The 17,012-nt window shown below is 75.2% G+C and carries 16 protein-coding genes; 8 read left to right on the top strand and 8 right to left on the bottom strand.

Features of this window, described 5'->3' with window-relative positions; genetic code table 11:
- Window positions 1-7: 7 nt before the first annotated feature.
- On the bottom strand, window positions 8-502 hold the full coding sequence (locus ACI79H_RS04520) for a ribose-5-phosphate isomerase (protein ID WP_456553184.1): 495 nt from the start codon (window positions 500-502) through the stop codon (window positions 8-10).
- 26 nt (window positions 503-528) lie between these two features.
- On the opposite strand from ACI79H_RS04520, the gene ACI79H_RS04515 reads away from it, so the two are divergent.
- Window positions 529-1,194: a DUF429 domain-containing protein gene (locus ACI79H_RS04515; protein WP_456553183.1), complete on the top strand. Its 666-nt coding sequence runs from the start codon at window positions 529-531 to the stop codon at window positions 1,192-1,194.
- A 6-nt stretch (window positions 1,195-1,200) separates the two neighbouring features.
- Here ACI79H_RS04515 and ACI79H_RS04510 read toward each other — a convergent pair whose 3' ends face one another.
- The gene (locus tag ACI79H_RS04510) at window positions 1,201-1,962 is read right to left on the bottom strand and encodes an SDR family oxidoreductase (RefSeq protein ID WP_456553182.1); all 762 of its coding nucleotides are present in this window, start codon (window positions 1,960-1,962) and stop codon (window positions 1,201-1,203) included.
- A 98-nt stretch (window positions 1,963-2,060) separates the two neighbouring features.
- Between ACI79H_RS04510 and ACI79H_RS04505 the strand changes: the two genes are divergently transcribed.
- The gene (locus ACI79H_RS04505) at window positions 2,061-2,564 is read left to right on the top strand and encodes an SRPBCC family protein (protein WP_456553181.1); all 504 of its coding nucleotides are present in this window, start codon (window positions 2,061-2,063) and stop codon (window positions 2,562-2,564) included.
- A 68-nt stretch (window positions 2,565-2,632) separates the two neighbouring features.
- On the opposite strand, the gene ACI79H_RS04500 is transcribed toward ACI79H_RS04505, so the two are convergent.
- Window positions 2,633-3,295 (bottom strand): mycothiol-dependent nitroreductase Rv2466c family protein, encoded by a 663-nt coding sequence (locus ACI79H_RS04500; RefSeq protein ID WP_456553180.1) that lies wholly within the window; start codon window positions 3,293-3,295, stop codon window positions 2,633-2,635.
- Between the two features lie 152 nt (window positions 3,296-3,447).
- Here ACI79H_RS04500 and pepN point away from each other — a divergent pair, with 152 nt between their 5' ends.
- Entirely contained in the window at window positions 3,448-6,006 is a 2,559-nt protein-coding gene (pepN, locus tag ACI79H_RS04495; protein WP_456553179.1) for an aminopeptidase N, read from the top strand.
- Between the two features lie 74 nt (window positions 6,007-6,080).
- Here the strand turns inward: pepN and ACI79H_RS04490 are convergent, their stop codons facing one another.
- The 3 genes from ACI79H_RS04490 to ACI79H_RS04480 all read right to left on the bottom strand — a co-directional run bounded on the left by ACI79H_RS04490 (window position 6,081) and on the right by ACI79H_RS04480 (window position 8,426).
- Entirely contained in the window at window positions 6,081-6,533 is a 453-nt protein-coding gene (locus tag ACI79H_RS04490) for a DUF5130 family protein (protein ID WP_456553178.1), read from the bottom strand.
- A gap of 64 nt (window positions 6,534-6,597) precedes the next feature.
- The gene (gene ctaJ, locus ACI79H_RS04485) at window positions 6,598-6,969 is read right to left on the bottom strand and encodes an aa3-type cytochrome oxidase subunit CtaJ (RefSeq protein ID WP_456553177.1); all 372 of its coding nucleotides are present in this window, start codon (window positions 6,967-6,969) and stop codon (window positions 6,598-6,600) included.
- A 29-nt stretch (window positions 6,970-6,998) separates the two neighbouring features.
- Complete coding sequence (locus tag ACI79H_RS04480; RefSeq protein ID WP_456553176.1) at window positions 6,999-8,426, bottom strand: amidase; 1,428 nt, start codon at window positions 8,424-8,426, stop codon at window positions 6,999-7,001.
- 63 nt (window positions 8,427-8,489) lie between these two features.
- On the opposite strand from ACI79H_RS04480, the gene kynU reads away from it, so the two are divergent.
- Window positions 8,490-9,755 carry a kynureninase gene (kynU, locus tag ACI79H_RS04475; protein WP_456553175.1) on the top strand — a complete coding sequence of 422 codons (1,266 nt, stop codon included), beginning with the start codon at window positions 8,490-8,492 and terminating at the stop codon, window positions 9,753-9,755.
- Here the strand turns inward: kynU and ACI79H_RS04470 are convergent.
- Both ACI79H_RS04470 and ACI79H_RS04465 read right to left on the bottom strand, forming a co-directional pair.
- Window positions 9,752-10,615, bottom strand: coding sequence for an SCO6745 family protein (locus ACI79H_RS04470; protein WP_456553174.1), 864 nt, complete (start codon window positions 10,613-10,615; stop codon window positions 9,752-9,754). The genes kynU and ACI79H_RS04470 overlap by 4 nt on opposite strands.
- Window positions 10,612-11,217 (bottom strand): HNH endonuclease, encoded by a 606-nt coding sequence (locus ACI79H_RS04465; RefSeq protein WP_456553173.1) that lies wholly within the window; start codon window positions 11,215-11,217, stop codon window positions 10,612-10,614. The genes ACI79H_RS04470 and ACI79H_RS04465 overlap by 4 nt, the downstream gene beginning before the upstream one ends.
- Window positions 11,218-11,349: 132 nt before the next feature.
- On the opposite strand from ACI79H_RS04465, the gene ACI79H_RS04460 reads away from it, so the two are divergent.
- From ACI79H_RS04460 to ACI79H_RS04445, 4 genes are all read left to right on the top strand, one after another.
- The gene (locus tag ACI79H_RS04460; RefSeq protein WP_456553172.1) at window positions 11,350-13,446 is read left to right on the top strand and encodes a prolyl oligopeptidase family serine peptidase; all 2,097 of its coding nucleotides are present in this window, start codon (window positions 11,350-11,352) and stop codon (window positions 13,444-13,446) included.
- Window positions 13,447-13,597: 151 nt separating this feature from the next.
- Entirely contained in the window at window positions 13,598-14,893 is a 1,296-nt protein-coding gene (locus tag ACI79H_RS04455) for an MFS transporter (protein ID WP_456553171.1), read from the top strand.
- Window positions 14,890-15,318 carry a globin gene (locus ACI79H_RS04450; RefSeq protein WP_456553170.1) on the top strand — a complete coding sequence of 143 codons (429 nt, stop codon included), beginning with the start codon at window positions 14,890-14,892 and terminating at the stop codon, window positions 15,316-15,318. Before ACI79H_RS04455 ends, ACI79H_RS04450 begins: the two co-directional genes overlap by 4 nt.
- A 43-nt stretch (window positions 15,319-15,361) precedes the next feature.
- A complete protein-coding gene (locus ACI79H_RS04445; protein ID WP_456553169.1) occupies window positions 15,362-16,942 on the top strand; it encodes a glycoside hydrolase family 13 protein in 1,581 nt (526 codons plus the stop codon).
- Window positions 16,943-17,012: the final 70 nt, after the last annotated feature.

Below are 17,012 nucleotides of genomic sequence, written 5' to 3'. Positions count from 1 at the left end.
CCGGACCTCAGGGGTGCTGCTGCGGCCCCGTCGGCTGGCCGCCGGCCGGGCGGTGCCGGTCGCGCTCGTAGTCGCGGATCAGCCCGATCCGGCGCACGTGCCGCTCGTCGCCGCTGAAGTCGGTGCGCAGGAACTCGAGCACCAGCTCGGTGGCCTCGTCCACGCTGTGCTGCCGAGCACCGATGGAGACGACGTTGGCGTCGTTGTGCTCCCGGGCCAGCTGGGCGGTGGCGGTGTTCCACACCAGGGCGGCGCGGACGCCGGGCACCTTGTTGGCGGCCATCTGCTCGCCGTTGCCCGAGCCACCGATGACGACGCCGAACGAGCCCGGCTCGGCAACGGTCCGCTCGCCCACCTCGAAGCAGAACGGCGGGTAGTCGTCCTGGGCGTCGTACTCGAACGCCCCGCAGTCGACGGGCTCGTGCCCGGCCTCGGCGAGCACCTTCTTCAGGTGGTCCTTGAACTCGAGGCCGGCGTGGTCGGTACCGACGAAGACGCGCATGGCGTCGAGTCTGTCAGGCTGGCCGCGTGGCGGTCCTGGGGGTCGACGGCTGGCGCGGCCGCTGGGTGGGCGCGCTGCTGGAGGGCCGGTCGGTGCGGCTGCTCGTGCTCGACGACGTCGATGCCGTCCTCGCCGTGCCGGACGTCGAGCTGGTCGCCATCGACATGCCGATCGGGCTGTCCGACGACGGCCGGCGCTTGTGCGACGACGAGGCCCGCGCGCGGCTCGCCCGTGCCGGTAGCTCCGTCTTCCCCGCTCCGTTGAGGCAGGTGCTCGGCGCCGCCGACTACGTCGATGCCTGTCGCATCTCCGTCGCGGCGTCCGGAAAGGCGCTGTCCAAGCAGGCGTGGAACCTGGTGCCGGCGATCCGGCAGCTCGACGACGCCCTGGGGGACCCGCCGTCCGACCGCGTGGTGGAGGTGCACCCGGAGCTGGCCTTCCGGGCGATCGATGCCCGCGTCACCGATCCGAAGGTCACCGCCCGCGGCACCGTGCAACGGCTGTCCGCGCTGCGCGAGGTGATGGACGTCGAGCAGGCGCTCGCCGACGCACCACGCCTCGTCCCGATGATCGACGCGCTGGACGCCTGTGCGGCGGCGTGGTCGGCGCAGCGCCTGGCCGACGGCCGTGGTGGATGCGTCGGCGACGGGGCGCTCGACAGCCGCCGCCGGCCGATGCGGATCTGCTGGTGAACCCGCTCAGGAGCCGGTGAGCCGCCGCACGACCGACAGCGGCAGCAGCCGCAGCAGGGCCGCGACCGGGCGCCACGGCCACTCGGGCACGTAGCCGCGCACCGGCTCCCGCTCGATCACCTGGACCAGCGCGTCCACACCCTTGTCGAGCCCGACGGTCAGCGGACCGCGCCGTCCCTCGTTGATGTCGGTGGCGATGTAGCCGGGCAGGATCGCCGAGACGACGATGCGCGAGCCGTAGGTGTCGGAGCGGATGCCCTCGGCGAGCGAGTTGAGCGCCGCCTTGCTGGCGCCGTAGGCGGTCCGGGTGCCCGGCATGCCCCGCACCGAGGCGACCGACGAGACGATCACGAGGTGACCCGCACCCTGGCCGCGGAAGATCTCCATCGCCGCCTCGCACTGCGCGTGCGAGCCGAGCACGTTGGTCAGCAGGACGGCCCGGTTGTCCGCGGCGGACCCGGTGCCCACCGAGCCGCCCTTGCCGATGCCGGCGTTCACGACCACCCGGTCGAAGCCGCCCAGCTCCTCGGCCAGGCGCGGCATCACCGCCGCGACCGAGGCGGGGTCGTCGACGTCCATCGCCGCGACGGTGACGCGGATGCCGGGGTGGGCGGCGAGCAGCTCGTCGCGCAGCGCCTCCAGCCGGTCGAGCCGGCGGGCGGTCAGCGCGAGGTCGCGGCCCATGGCGGCGAAGCGGCGGGCCATGCCCTGGCCGAGGCCGGCGCTGGCGCCGGAGATGAAGATCCGCTGGCGGGGAGGGTGCGGCACCGGCTCAGCATGCCCGATCCGGCGGGCGACCGATGAGCCGGCGCGTCCCGCGAGGTCGACACCGAGCAGGCAGGACGGGCACGAGCCGAGGAGGACGCATGCTGCAGGCCGACGCAGGAACGGGCCGCGTGGTCGTGACGCGGGAGGTCGACGCACCGCCGGAGGCCGCGTGGCGCGCGTGGTCCGACCCGGAGATGGTCCGGCAGTGGTGGGGGCCCTCCGGCTTCACCTGCCCGCGCGCGGACGTCGACCTCCAGGTCGGCGGTCACACGCTGGTCGCCATGCAGGCCCCGGCCGAGTACGGGGGCTTCGTCATGCACAACCGGTGGACGTACGGCGTGGTCGACGAGCCGCACCGCCTGGAGTTCGTCAGCGAGTTCGCCGACGGCGACGGGCACGTCATCACGCCGGCCGCCGCCGGCATCCCGCCAGGGGTGCCGGAGCAGGTGCCGCACGTCGTGGAGTTCGATCCGCTGCCCGGTGGCCGCACCCGCGTGACGGTCACCGAGACCGGCTACTCCAGCGATGAGGCCCGCGCGCAGTCGCACGCGGGGCAGGAGCAGGTCATGGACAAGCTGCAGGCGCTGCTGGCGCGGCCCTGACGGCCGCCGCCGTCCCCTGCCTTTCCGCGGAATCGCGGCCTGCTCTTCCGCGGAAAGGCAGGGGTGGGTCAGCGGCCGGTGATCTGCAGGGTGTCGGCCGGGACGGACTCCATGTCCGGGCCGGCGGTGCGGGTCCGCTTGAGCTCCCAGAAGTCCGGGAGGTTGGCGAGCAGGACGGCGCCGTCGAAGGCCTTGCCGGCGTCCTCGCCGGTGGGCACCTTACTGATGACCGGGCCGAAGAAGGCGACGCCGTCGATGTGCATGACCGGCGTGCCGACGTCCTCGCCGACGGGGTCCATGCCCGCGTGGTGGCTCTTCTCCAGCTCCTCGTCGTACTCGGTCGAGGTCGCGGCCTCGGCCAGCGAGGCGGGCAGCCCCGCGCGCTCGAGCGCGGGGGCGACGAGGTCCTCGAGCTCCACCTTCTCGTGGTGCCGGAGCGTGCCCATCGCGGTGTAGAGGTCGCCGAGGACCTCCTCGCCGTGCTGCTGGGCGGCGGCGATCGCGACCCGGACCGGGCCGATCGCCTTCTCCATCATGGTCTGGTACTCCTCGGGCAGGTCCCGCCCGCGGTTGAGCACCGACAGGGACATGACGTGCCAGTGCAGGTCGATGTCGCGGACCTTGGCGGCCTCGAGCACCCAGCGGCTGGTCAGCCAGGCCCACGGGCACAGCGGGTCGAACCAGAAGTCGACGCGGGCCCTCACGGGGGCGCTCTGCACTGCCTCGGTCATGCGGTTCTCCTCGCGGTCGGGAACCCGGGTGCGCGTCACCGGGTCTCGGTGGTGCCAATCAGCATCGGCGTCCCCTTGTTCCCGCGCAGGGTGTGCCCCCTCTCCCCCCGCGGCCGCGAATGCCGTCGTCCCCCCGTGGGAAGCTGCCCGACGTGGCCGCACCCAACCTGACCCGCATCGATGCCGCTGCCCGCGCCGAGCTGCTGACCGTCGAGAGCTACGACCTCGCCCTCGACGTCACCGACGGCGCCGGCCACCCCGGCGAGCGCACCTTCCTGTCGACGACGACGGTCGTGTTCGGCTGCCGGGAGCCCGGCACCGCCACGTTCATCGACCTCGTGGCGGAGGACCTCCGCTCGGCCACCCTCAACGGCGTCGAGCTCGACGTGAGCTCGTGGCGGGAGGAGATCGGGCTGCCGCTGCCCGACCTCGCCGAGCAGAACACCCTCGTCGTCACCGCCGACTGCCGGTACTCCAACAGCGGTGAGGGGCTGCACCGCTTCCTCGACCCCGAGGACGGCCAGGTCTACCTCTACACGCAGTTCGAGCCGGCCGACGCCAAGCGGATGTTCGCCTGCTTCGACCAGCCCGACCTCAAGGCCACCTTCACGCTGCACGTGACGGCGCCCTTCGACTGGCAGGTCGTCTCCAACAGCGGCGACCGCACCATCGAGGCCGGCGAGGGCGGCTCGCAGCTGGTGCACTTCGCGCCGACCAAGCGCATCTCGACCTACCTGGTGGCGCTCGTCGCCGGCCCCTACGCCAAGGTCACCGACTCCCACGAGGGCATCCCGCTGGGCCTGTACTGCCGGGCCAGCCTCGCGCAGTACCTCGACCCCGACGAGCTGTTCCGGGTCACCAAGCAGGGCTTCGACTTCTACCACCGGGTCTTCGACTACCCGTACCCGTTCGACAAGTACGACCAGCTCTTCGTGCCCGAGTTCAACGCCGGGGCGATGGAGAACGCCGGCGCGGTGACCTTCCTCGAGGACTACGTCTTCCGCTCCAAGGTGAGCCGCGCCCGCTACGAGCGCCGGGCCGAGACGATCCTGCACGAGCTGGGCCACATGTGGTTCGGCGACCTGGTGACCATGCGCTGGTGGGACGACCTGTGGCTCAACGAGTCCTTCGCCACCTACATCAGCACCCTGTGCCAGGCCGAGGCCACCGAGTACACGACCGCGTGGACGACGTTCGCGAACACCGAGAAGTCGTGGGCGTACGCGCAGGACCAGCTGCCCTCGACCCACCCGATCGCCGCCGACATCCCGGACGTCGCCGCGGTCGAGGTCAACTTCGACGGCATCACCTACGCCAAGGGCGCCTCGGTGCTCAAGCAGCTGGTCGCCTACGTCGGCCGCGAGGAGTTCCTCGCCGGCGTGCGGCGGTACTTCCGCACGCACGAGTACGGCAACACCACCCTCGCCGACCTGCTCGGCCCGCTGTCGGAGAGCTCCGGCCGCGACCTGTCCGAGTGGGCCGACCAGTGGCTGCGCACCAGCCAGGTCAACACGCTGCGGCCGGTCTTCGAGCTGACCGACGACGGCCGGTACGGCAGCTTCGCCATCGAGCAGACCGCGGTGGCCGAGCACCCGGTGCTGCGCAACCACCGGCTGGCCGTCGGGCTCTACAGCGAGGGCCCCGACGGGCTCACCCGCACCGCGCGGGTCGAGCTCGACGTCGCCGGAGCACGCACGGAGGTCCCCGACCTGGTCGGGCACCCGGCCGCCGACCTGGTGCTGGTCAACGACGACGACCTGACCTACGCGAAGCTGCGGCTCGACGAGCGCTCGCTGGCCACGCTGCGCGGCCGGATCGGCGCGATGACCGACCCGCTGGCCCGCGCGCTGTGCTGGTCGGCGGCCTGGGACATGACCCGCGACGCCGAGCTGCCGGCCCGCGACTGGGTGGAGCTGGTGCTCGCCGGCGTGGACGCCGAGACCGAGATCAGCGTCGTCCAGTCGCTGCTGGCGCGGGTGCAGACCGCGCTGAACAGCTTCGCCGACCCGACGTGGGCGCCCACCGGCTGGGCCCGGTTGGGCGACCACGCGCTGGCGGCGCTGCAGGCCGCGCCCGCCGGCAGCGACCAGCAGCTGCTCTGGTCGCGGACGCTGGCCAGCGCCGCCCGCACCGACGAGCACGTCGCCGCGCTGCGCGGCCTGCTCGACGGCTCCCGCACCGTCGAGGGGCTGGTCGTGGACGCCGACGCGCGCTGGGCGTTCCTGCACGGGCTGATCGCCATCGGGGCGGCCGGCGACGCCGAGATCGAGGCGGAGTCCGCGCGCGACGCGACCGCGACCGGCGTGCGACGCGCGGCCACGGCCCGGGCGCTGCGGCCCACGGAGGAGTCCAAGGCCGAGACGTGGCGGCTGTCGTTCCACGACGACGAGGTGCCCAACGCCGTGCACGAGGCGATCGTGGCCGGCTTCTGGCACCCCGCGCAGCGCGAGCTCACCGCGCCGTACGTGGACCGCTACTTCGCCGACATCCGGCCCATCTGGGACCGGCGCTCCGGCGAGATCGCGAAGAACGCCGTCCAGTACCTGTTCCCCTCGGTGGTCGAGCCGCGCACCATCGCCGCGGCCGACGCCTGGCTGGCCGACGCCGAGCAGCCCTCGGCGCTGCGCCGGCTGGTCCACGAGGGCCGGGACGGGATCGCCCGCGCCCTGCGCGCCCGCGAGCGGGACGCCGACGCCGGCCTCCGGGGCTGAACGACGGAGGCCCCGCCCACCGGAACCGGTGGGCGGGGCCTCTGACGTCGAGCGGTCCGGAGGACCGCCAGGTCCTAGTGCTTGCGGTGCGTGGGGCGGCCCGCCTGGTCCGACATCTGGCGCAGGCCGTTGATGATGCCGCCGACGAGGTCGCCGCCGGCGAACGCCGTGGTCATCGACAGCACCGACAGCGCGCAGGCGCGGTCGGGCAGCCGGCGGGCCGCGGCGGAGCCGGTGACGATCTCGACCACGCGCTGCCCCGGGGAGACGGCGATGAGCACCGCCTCGGCGGTGTTCCCGCCCGAGTAGGCATGCAGCTCCTCGGCGCGGGCGCGGGTCGGCGTCCCCAGGTCGCCCACGTAGAGCGTGAAGCGCAGGCCGGTCTCCCGCGAGGACATGGTCAGCGCCTCGTCGAGGCGGGCCAGCTCGCGGAAGCTGAAGATCTGGTCGATGCCCTCGTCGGTGCGCGCCGGCGCCGTCGCGGACGTCGCGGTGTCGTGGGACTCGACTTCGAGCGCGCGGGTCACTGCGGGCCTCCGGGCAGGTCGGTCGCGGGTGCGGCGGGGGTCGTCGGCTGGGCGGTCACCCGGATCACCAGGTGCCCCGGGCGCCGCCGAGCGGGCCGGCCGGCTGGGGGCGGGGAGCGGTCGAGGCGCCACCGGTGTGCGCGGCGCTGCCGTCGGCCGACGTCCCGCCGCTCACGGCGTGCGTCGCGGCGGCATCGGCTCCGTGCCGCTCCCCGTAGACCGAGGAGCCGATGGCCGCGGTCTCGCCGTGCCCGTCGCCGTGCGCCGGGCCCTCCGGGTGCGGCTCGTACCAGATCGGCTCGTGGTCCCACGGCTGCCCCGGCTTGTAGCGGGGACGCCGGTTGCGCACGCCGGGCCCGATGGTCAGCAGCGCGAGCACCAGGACGACGGCCAGCGGCACCCCGGCGAAGACGAGGATGGTCTCGGCGACGGTCACGGGGGTCAACTTACCGGCACCGGCCGCGGTCAGCCCGCCCCGCTCCCCCAGGCGGCGGGGTGTCGACCCGCCCAGGGCCGGGCGGCCTCCAGCTGCGCGGACAGCGCGATCAGGGTGACCTCGTCGGCGGGCCGGCCGACCAGCGCGCTGCCCACCGGCAGGCCGTCGGCGGTCCAGTGCAGGGGCAGGCTGACAGCCGGCTGGCCCGTCACGTTGAACAGCGCGGGGAAGGCCGCGTAGCGCTTGTTGCGCTCGAAGTCCTCGGCGCCGTCGTCGGTGAACCAGCCGACGGGCCGCGGTGTCATGGCCACCACCGGCGCGAGCAGCACGTCGAAGGCCGCGGTGGCCCGCAGGAAGCGGCGGGCGAACACGCGCAGGGCGCCCATCGCGAGCATCGCGTCGCGGGCCGACATCGCCAGACCCCGCTCGCGGAGCACCCGCGTCAGCGGCCGCAGCTCGCCGACCCGCTCCTCCGGCACCGGCAGCGTGGCGGCGGACAGCGCCCACACCTGCTCGAAGGCCGGCATCACCTCGGGCCCGACCAGCCCGCCCGGCGCCTCCTCGACGGAGTGACCGAGCCCGGCCAGCAGCCCGGCGGCCTCCTCCAGCGCGTCCACGACCTCGCGCTGCAGCTCCAGGCCGGGCAGCGGTGACCGGAGGACGCCGATGCGCAGTCGCCCCGGCGCCCGGTCGGCCGCGGCCAGGAAGGTCTCCCCCGGCGGCAGCGGCGGCGCCCAGCCGGGGTCGCCGATCTCCGGTCCGGCCATCGCGTCGAGCAGCGCCGCTGCGTCGCGGACGGTCCGGGCGAGCGGGCCGTGGGTGACCAGGCCGGTGGTCTCGCTGCCGAGCGGGGCGTTGCTCACCCGGCCCCGCGACGGCTTGAGCCCGACCAGCCCGTTGATGCTCGCCGGGATCCGGATCGAGCCGCCGCCGTCGCTGCCGTGCGCGACCGGGACGAACCCGGCGGCGACCGCGACCGCCGCTCCCCCGCTGGACCCACCGGCGAGCATGGTCGGGTCCCACGGGCAGCGGGCCGGGCCGACCAGGTCGTTGTCGGTGTAGCAGGGGAAGCCGAACTCGGGGGTGTTGGTCTTGCCCACGCTGATCGTCCCGGCGGCGGCCAGCCGGGTGACGACGGCGTCGTCCTCGGCGGGCACGTGGTCGGCGGTGATCCGCGAGCCGGACGTCGTCCGCACGCCGGCGGTGTTCGTGAGGTCCTTGATCGCGGTCGGCACCCCCAGGAGCGGAGGCAGCTCCCCGCCGTCGAGGACGCGGCGCCCGGCGGCCGCCGCGGCGGCGAGGGCGCGGTCGGGGGTCACGGTGACGAAGGCGCCGAGGCCGGCGTCGTGCGCGGCGATGCGGTCCAGCGCGTGGGTCACCAGCTCGGTGGGGCTGACCTCGCGGGCGCGGACGGCGGCGGCCTGCTCCAGCGCCGTCAGGTCGTGCAGCTGCGTCACGGCCGGCGACGCTAGTCGTGCCCGCGCGCACGCCCGGTCCGGCGGTGACGTACACAAGGGGACATGGACCTCTCCCGTGCCGCCGCGGAGGCCCTCGACGCGGCCGACCCCCTCGCCGGCTTCCGCGCGCGCTTCGCCGGTGCCGCCGACGAGGGACCGGAACGGATGCTCTACCTCGACGGCAACTCGCTGGGCCGCATGCCGCTGGAGACGCCGGCGGCGCTGGCCCGCGTGGTCGAGCAGGAGTGGGCGCTGGGGCTGGTCGGCTCGTGGTCGCAGTGGATCGGCGCGGCGACGCGGCTGGGCGACCAGCTCGGCGCGGGCGTCCTCGGTGCCGGCCCCGGCCAGGTGCTGGTGGGCGACTCGACCACGGTCAACCTCTACAAGCTGGTGGCCGCCGGCGCCGCCGCCCGACCGGGCCGCGACGTGCTGGTCTGCACCGCCGACGACTTCCCGACCGACCGGTACGTCGTCGCCGGGGTCGCGGAGGCGCGCGGCATGGGCGTGCGCGAGATCGAGGCCGACATCGACGAGGGCTTCGACCTCGGGGTGCTGGCCGCCGCGCTGGACGAGCGCGTCGCCGTCGTCGTCCTCTCGCGGGTGGCCTACCGCTCCGGCGCGCTGGCCGACGTCGCCGAGGTGACCCGGCTGGTGCACGAGGCCGGCGCGCTGCTGCTCTGGGACCTCTCGCACGCCGTGGGCGCGGTGCCCGTCGACCTCGACGCGACCGGCGCCGACCTGGCCGTGGGCTGCACCTACAAGTACCTCAACGGCGGGCCGGGGTCGCCGGCCTTCCTGTACGTGCGCCGCGAGCTCCAGGAGGAGCTGCGCTCGCCGATCCAGGGCTGGTTCGGCCAGCGCGACCAGTTCGCGATGGGCCCGGCCTACGAGCCGGCCGAGGGCATCGAGCGCTTCGGGGTGGGGACGCCGCCGGTGCTCGGCATGGCCGCGGTCGAGGTCGGCGCGGGGCTGGTCGCCGAGGCGGGCATCGAGGCGCTGGCGGCGAAGGGCCGCACGATGACCGACCTGGTGGTGGCGCTCGGCGACGAGTGGCTGGTGCCGGCCGGGGTCGCGCTGGCCTCGCCGCGAGAGGCCGCGCGCCGCGGCTCGCACGTCACCTTCGCCCACCCGCAGGCCTGGCAGCTCACCCAGGCGCTCATCGAGCGCGGCGTGGTGCCGGACTTCCGCACCCCCGACCGCGTGCGGCTGGGCCCCGCGCCGCTCTACACCCGGTTCGTCGACGTCTGGGACGCGATGGACCGGTTCCGCGCGATCCTCGCCGACCGCTCGTACGAGGCCTTCCCCGCCGAGCGCTCGCGCGTCACCTAGTCCGGGTCGGGGACGCCGATCGGGTTGCCGGCCGGCCACAGCCCCGCGACGAGGACCGCGCGGCGCACCGGCCCGAGGAGCTCGACCAGCCGGTCGCACCCCCGGGCGCCGAGCGCGCGCCACGGGCCGAGCGCCAGCCGGTCGGTGTCGGCCTCGATGGCGGTCACCATCGCCAGGCCCTCCGCGGTGAGGGCGCCCTCGTGCAGCCAGCCGCGGTCGGCCAGATGCGCGGCGGCGGCGTCCCATGCGGCGTCGTCCCAGCCGCGCGCCTTCTGCAGCCAGGCGCGGTCGGAACGCCCGGCCGCGGCGGCCAGCACGTGCGACTGCACGCCGTCGACCTCGCGCACCACGAGCGCCGCGGTGTGCCCGTCGCCGCGGTGCTCACGCAGCGTGGTGAGCGCCTGCCACAGCGCGAGGTGCGGCTCGCCGGGGGCGGCCAGGGCGGCGTTCGCGGCCGCGAGCGGGCGGCCGGCGACGTCGACGGCGGCGGCCGCGACGGCGGCCAGCCGCACCGCCTCTGCCGCTGCCTCGGACCGCGGCCAGTCGTCCCCCAGCACGCGGCGGACCGCGGCGTCCACCCCGGCCAGGCGGGCGTCGAGCGCCGCCGCCGGGCTCGCCGCCGACCAGACCGCCGGCACCCGGCGGGCCACGAAGCCGGGCTCGAAGCCCACGAACGCCGCGCCGACGACCTCCGCGCCGACGGCGCCCAGCGGGGCGGCCCGGCCGGCGAAGTAGCCCGACCAGAACCCCGTCAGCCCGACGGCATCGAACGCCGCCTGCGCCTCCGCGGCGAAGTACGTCAGCGCGTGGAACGGCTCCGCCAGGCTCCAGAGCAGTCGGGCGGTTCCGGGCGACGTCATGCGCTGACGCTCTCGGGCATGCCCAGCCACTCGCGCCAGCGCGGGTCGACGGTGCGGTGCCCGAGCAGCCGCCAGGCCGCACCGCTGGGTGTCCGGGGCGGGTGCGGCAGCGCCCAGCCCAGCTCGGCCAGCGAGCGGTCGGCCTTGGTGTGGTTGCACCGCCGGCACGCGGCGACCACGTTGTCCCAGGTGTGCGTGCCGCCCCGGCTGCGCGGGACGACGTGGTCGATCGACGTCGCCGAGCCGCCGCAGTAGACGCAGGTCTGCCCGTCGCGGGTGAAGACCGCGCGCCTGGACAGCGGCACCGACGAGGGGTAGGGCACCCGGACGTACCGGGTCAGCCGCACCACGACCGGGACCGGCAGGCTCACCGTCGCGGCGTGCACGACGTCGGCCGTGCAGTCCACGGCGACGGCCTTCTCGGCGAGCACGAGCACGATGGCCCGCCGGCTGGACACGACGCACAGCGGTTCGAACGTGGCGTTGAGCAGCAGGGACGCGCCCGTCGTGCCCGGCGAGGGCAGGGGCGTGACCGTCGGGGCGGGGTCGCGACGCGGGCCTGGGTGACCCGCCGACGACGACCCGGGCATCGAACGCGGCACGGATCACCTCCGGTCGCCCCGGACCGCCGGTGGCTCCGAGACCCGCGGGCGGTCCCCATTCTGACCCGCCGCGGCGCCCGGCGTCGCCTGCGAACCCTCCGGAGGCCGTCGCAGGGGCTCTACCGTGGCCGGATGCGCTATCCCGACGCCCCCCGGCTCGACCTCGTCGAGGACCTGCACGGACACGCCGTGGCCGACCCGTACCGCTGGTTGGAGGACGCCGACGACCCGCGCACGGTCGCCTGGAGCGAGGCGCAGGACGCGCTGGCCACCGAGGTGCTGGGGGCCCTCCCGTCGCGCCCGGCGTTCGCCGCGCGCATGGAGCAGCTGGTGCACGCCGGCGCCGTCGGGCTGCCGGTCTGGCGGGGCGACCGGGCGTTCTCCACCCGCCGCGACCCGGGGCAGGAGCACGCGGTGCTGCGGGTGACCGAGGCCGACGGCACGGTCCGCGTTCTGGTCGACCCGATGGTCCTGGACCCGGCCGGCACCACGACGCTGGACGCCTGGTCCCCCTCGGTCGAGGGCGACCGGCTGGCCTACCAGCTCTCCGTGGGCGGCGACGAGGAGTCGCGGCTGTACGTCGTGGACGTCGCCAGCGGCGAACTGCTCGACGGGCCCGTCGACCGCTGCCGCTACTCCCCCGTGGCCTGGCTGCCCGGTGGGGAGGAGCTGTTCTACGTGCGGCGGCTGGCGCCCGAGCTCGTGCCCGAGGGCAAGGAGCAGTTCCACCGCCGGGTCTGGCGCCACCGCGTCGGCGCACCGGCCGATGAGGACGTCCTCGTGCACGGCGAGGGCAGCGATCCGGCCAGCTACTTCGGCGTGCACACCAGCCGCGACGGCCGCTGGCTGGTCGTCTCCCGCTCCGTGGGCACCGCCCCCCGGGACGACGTCTGGCTGGCCGACCTCTCCGGCGACGCGACCCTGCGCGAGCTGCAGGTGGGCGTGGACGCGCAGACCTCGGCCTGGGTGGCCCGCGACGGGCGGCTGTGGCTGATGTCGGACCGCGGCACCCCGCGCTGGCGGCTCGCGGTCGCCGACCCGGCCGACCCCGCGACCTGGGCGCCGGAGTCCTGGCGGGACGTCGTCCCCCAGCAGCCGGACGCCGTGCTCTCCGACGTGACGCTGGTCGACGGCCCCGACGGCGGGCTGCAGGTGCTGGCCGTGCACGCGGTCGACGCGACCGACCGGCTCTCGGTGTGGGCGGCGGACGGCTCGGGCCGGCGCGCCGAGGTGCCCGCACCGGGCGCCGGCAGCATCTCCGGAGTGGTGAGCCGACCGGAGGGCGGCACCGAGGCCTGGGTCGGCTACACCGACTACGCGACGCCGCCGTCGGTGCTGCGCTGGGACGCCGGGACCCCGGAGGTGCTCGCCGACTGGGAGCGGGCGGCGGTCGCAGGCGCGGTCCCCGGGCTGGTCGTCGTCGAGACGCACGCCACCTCGGCCGACGGGACGCCGGTGCACCTGTTCGTGCTGTCGCCGACCGGCGCCCCGGACACCCCGCGGCCCGCGGTGCTCTACGGCTACGGCGGCTTCAACGTGTCGCTCACCCCGGCGTACAGCGCGCAGGCGCTGTCGTGGGTCGCCGCGGGAGGTGTGTGGGCGGTGGCCAACCTGCGCGGCGGCTCGGAGCACGGCGAGGAGTGGCACCGGGCCGGTATGCGCGAGCGCAAGCAGAACGTGTTCGACGACTTCGCCGCCGCGGGCGAGCACCTGGTCGCGGAGGGCTGGACGACGCACGCGCAGCTCGGCGTCTTCGGCGGCTCGAACGGCGGGCTGCTGGTCGGCGCCACGCTCACCCAGCGGCCCGACCTCGCGGCCGCCGTCGTCTGCAGCGCGCCGCTGCTCGACATGGTCCGCTACGAGCTGTTCGGGCTCGGGCGCACCTGGAACGACGAGTACGGCACCGCCGAGGACCCGACGGAGCTCGGCTGGCTGCTCGGCTACTCGCCCTACCACCGCGTCCGGGAGGGGACGGCGTACCCGGCGGTGCTCCTCACGACGTTCGAGTCCGACACGCGCGTCCACCCGCTGCACGGCCGCAAGCTCGCCGCCGCCCTGCAGCACGCGACCAGCGCCGAGGCGCCGGTCGTCCTGCGGCGCGAGGTCTCGGTCGGCCACGGCGCGCGGGCGGTCAGCCGAACGGTGGGGCTGGCGGCCGACCAGCTGGCGTTCCTGGCCCAGCACACCGGCCTGGCGCCCGCGGAGGACGATGACGACGCCCGTGGCTGACAGAGGGCCGGGCGCCTGACACAATTTCGGTGATTGTCAGATCACTAATCGTGGCGGCGCTCCGCGCCGACGGGGACGAGATGCCGGGGGGTCCCATGCGCAGGTCGGACGGCACCTCGCGCCCGCCGGTGCGCCGCGGGTCGGCCCGCCGGTGACCGCCACCGCGTCGGAGGACACCGACCCGGTCGGCTTCGCCCGGCCGGCCACCTACCGCGAGGTCTTCGCCGTGCCGGAGTTCCGGCCGCTGTTCGGGACTTTCCTGCTCTCCACGGCCGGCGACGAGCTGGCCCGCGTGGCGCTGACCGTGCTGGTCTACCAGCGCACCAGCTCCCCGCTGCTCTCCGCCCTGACCTTCGCGATCAGCCACTTCCCGTGGCTGATCGGCGGCCCGTTCCTCTCCACGCTGGCCGACCGGCTGCCCCGGCACCGCGTGCTCGTCGCCACCGACGCCGTCCGGGCCGTGGTCCTCGGGCTCATGGCCATCCCCGGGATGCCGCTGCCGCTCCTGCTCGGGCTCCTGCTGCTCGTGTCCCTGTGCGCACCACCGTTCGAGTCGGCGCGGTCGGCGCTCATGGCCGACGTGCTCGACGGCGACAGGTACGCCGTCGCGACCTCCCTGACGACGGTCACCCTGCAGGTCGCGCAGGTGGTCGGCTTCCTGGTCGGCGGGGCGCTGGTCGCGCTGCACCCCTCGCTCGCGCTGGGCATCGACGCCGCCACCTTCGCGGTGTCGGCGCTGTGGCTCTCCGCGCGCCTGCAGCGCCGCCCGGCGCCCGCGCCCCCGGCCGGAGGCGCCTCGCTGTGGCGGGACACCGCCGCCGGCCTGCGCTTCATCCGCGGCAGTCGCCGGATGCTGGCGATCATAGCCGTGCTCTGGATCGGCGCGCTGTTCGCCAACGCCTGGGAGGGCATCGCCGCCCCGCTGGCCACCGAGCTCGACCGCGGCAGCATGGTCATCGGCGTGCTGCTGGCCGCCAATCCGGCGGGCGTCGTCGTCGGCGGGCTGCTGCTGGGCCGGTTCGTCCCGCCCCGCCGCCGCGAGCGGCTGGTCGTGCCGCTGGTGGTCCTCTCGCTGGTGCCGCTGCTCGCCGGCGGCCTCCTCGTGGGCGCGGCCGGGCCCCCGTCGTTCCCCGCCCTGCTGGCGCTGCTGTTCCTCTCGGGCCTCGGGGCGGCGTGGCTCGTCCCGCTCAACATCTCCTTCGTCCAGGCGACGCCGCCGGCCTACCGCGGCCGCGCGTTCGGCGTCGCCGTCAGCGGTCTGTACGGCGTGCAGGGCCTCGGCGCCCTCGCCGCCGGTCTGGCCGCCGAGGGCCTGGCGCCCAGCAGCGTGCTCGCCCTCTGCGGCGGCGTCGGAATGATCGCCGTCGCCCCGGCGCTGGTTGCCTATCGACGGACCCAGGGGTGGTCGTCCGTCGGAACCGAGGCTGAGGGAGCATCGCAGGCATGAGCGAGTCGAGGCGGCTGCCGTCGGCGCGGACCTTCTACGAGGAGGTCGGCGGGCCGGCGACGTTCGAGCGGCTCGTCTCCCGGTTCTACGCCGCCGTCCGCACCGACCCGGTGCTCGCGCCGCTGTACCCCCAGGACGACTGGGAGGGCGCCGAGACGCGCCTGCGCGGCTTCCTGGAGCAGTACTGGGGCGGCCCGACGACCTACTCCGACGAGCGCGGGCACCCCCGGCTGCGGATGCGGCACGCGCCCTTCGCCATCGGTCCCGCCGAGCGCGACGCCTGGCTGCGGCACATGCGCGACGCCGTCGACTCCCTCGAGCTGCCGGCCGAGCAGGACGCCACGCTGTGGGGGTACCTGTCGATGGCCGCACGCAGCATGCAGAACCGCTTCCCCGCCGACGCCGGCGGCGACCTCTCCCCCTGAGGGCCCGGCGCCCCCTTCCCACCCGCGACCTCCGAGGAGCCCCGTGAACCCGGAGCCCAGCACCGCGCTGCCCACCGAGTGGTGGCGGGACGCGGTCTTCTACCAGGTGTACGTCCGCAGCTTCGCCGACGGGAACGGCGACGGCGTCGGCGACCTGCACGGTCTGCGCGAGCGGCTGCCCTACCTGCGCGGTCTCGGCGTCGACGCCCTGTGGATCACGCCGTTCTACCCCTCGCCGATGGCCGACCACGGGTACGACGTCGCCGACCCGCGCGACGTCGCCCCGGTCTTCGGTGACCTGGCCGCCTTCGACGCGCTGCTCGCCGAGGCGCACGCGCTGGACCTGCGGGTGACCGTCGACCTGGTGCCCAACCACAGCTCGTCCGAGCACGCGTGGTTCCAGGCGGCGCTGGCCGCCGCGCCGGGCTCGCCCGAGCGGGCGCGCTACCTGTTCCGCGACGGCCGGGGTGCCGACGGCGCCGAGCCGCCGAACAACTGGCCGTCGGTCTTCGGTGGGCCGGCGTGGACGCGGGTGCCCGACGGCCAGTGGTACCTGCACATCTTCGCGCCCGAGCAGCCGGACCTGGACTTCACCAACCCCGAGGTGCTCGCCGACCTCGAGGAGACGATGCGGTTCTGGCTGGACCGGGGGGTCGACGGCTTCCGCATCGACGTCGCGCACGGCATGGCCAAGCCCGAGGGGCTCCCGGACATGGTGCCGATGGAGGACACCGGGCTGCTGGACGACCACGGCCCCGGCGACCTCCGGTTCGACCAGGACGGCGTGCACGCCGTGCACCGGCGGATCCGCGCGGTGCTGGACGAGTACCCCGACCGGATGGCCGTGGGCGAGGTCTGGGTCTCGGACGACACGCGGCTGGCCCGGTACCTGCGCCCCGACGAGCTGCAGCTGGCCTTCAACTTCAAGCTGCTGACCGCGGAGTGGGCGCCCGACGCCCTGCGCGAGGCCGTCGTGCACTCCCTCGAGGCGGTCGCGGACTCCCCCGCCCCGGCCTGCTGGGTGCTGTCCAACCACGACCGTCCCCGCCACGTCACCCGCTACGGCGACGGCGAGCTGGGCACCCGCCGGGCCCGGGGGGCCGCGCTGCTGCAGCTGGCGCTGCCCGGCGCCGCCTACCTCTACAACGGTGACGAGCTCGGCATGCCCGACGTCGACCTCCCCGACGAGGCGCTGCAGGACCCCATCTGGTTCCGCTCCGGCGGCACCGAGCGCGGCCGCGACGCGTGCCGCATCCCGGTGCCGTGGTCGGGGAGCGAGCCTTCCTACGGCTTCTCGTCGCAGCTGGGGACCTGGCTGCCGATGCCCGAGGGCTGGGCGGAGCTGACCGCGGAGGCCCAGGCCGACGATCCGGGCTCGATGCAGTCGCTGTACCGAGCCGCGCTGGCCTTCCGCCGCTCGTCGCCGGCCTTCGCCGGCGAGGGCCTGGAGTGGTTGCCGTCACCCGACGGATGCCTGGCGTTCCGCCGTCCGGGCGGCCTGGTGTGCCTGCTCAACCTGTCCGGCGCCGCGGTGCCGCTGCCCGAGGGCAGCGTGCTGCTGGCCAGCTCGGACGTCACAGGCGGGGAGCTCCCGCACGACGCCGCGGCCTGGCTGGTCGCCTGACCGGCGTGCACCCGGTGGGTGACACCGGCGGGCGCGCCGTAGTGCAGACTCTCCGGTGATCTCGGGCGCC

The sequence above is a fragment of the Blastococcus sp. SYSU D01042 genome, from assembly GCF_054050515.1.
Note: the sequence above shows the minus strand (reverse complement) of the source record. Positions and strands in the feature narration are given on the sequence as shown.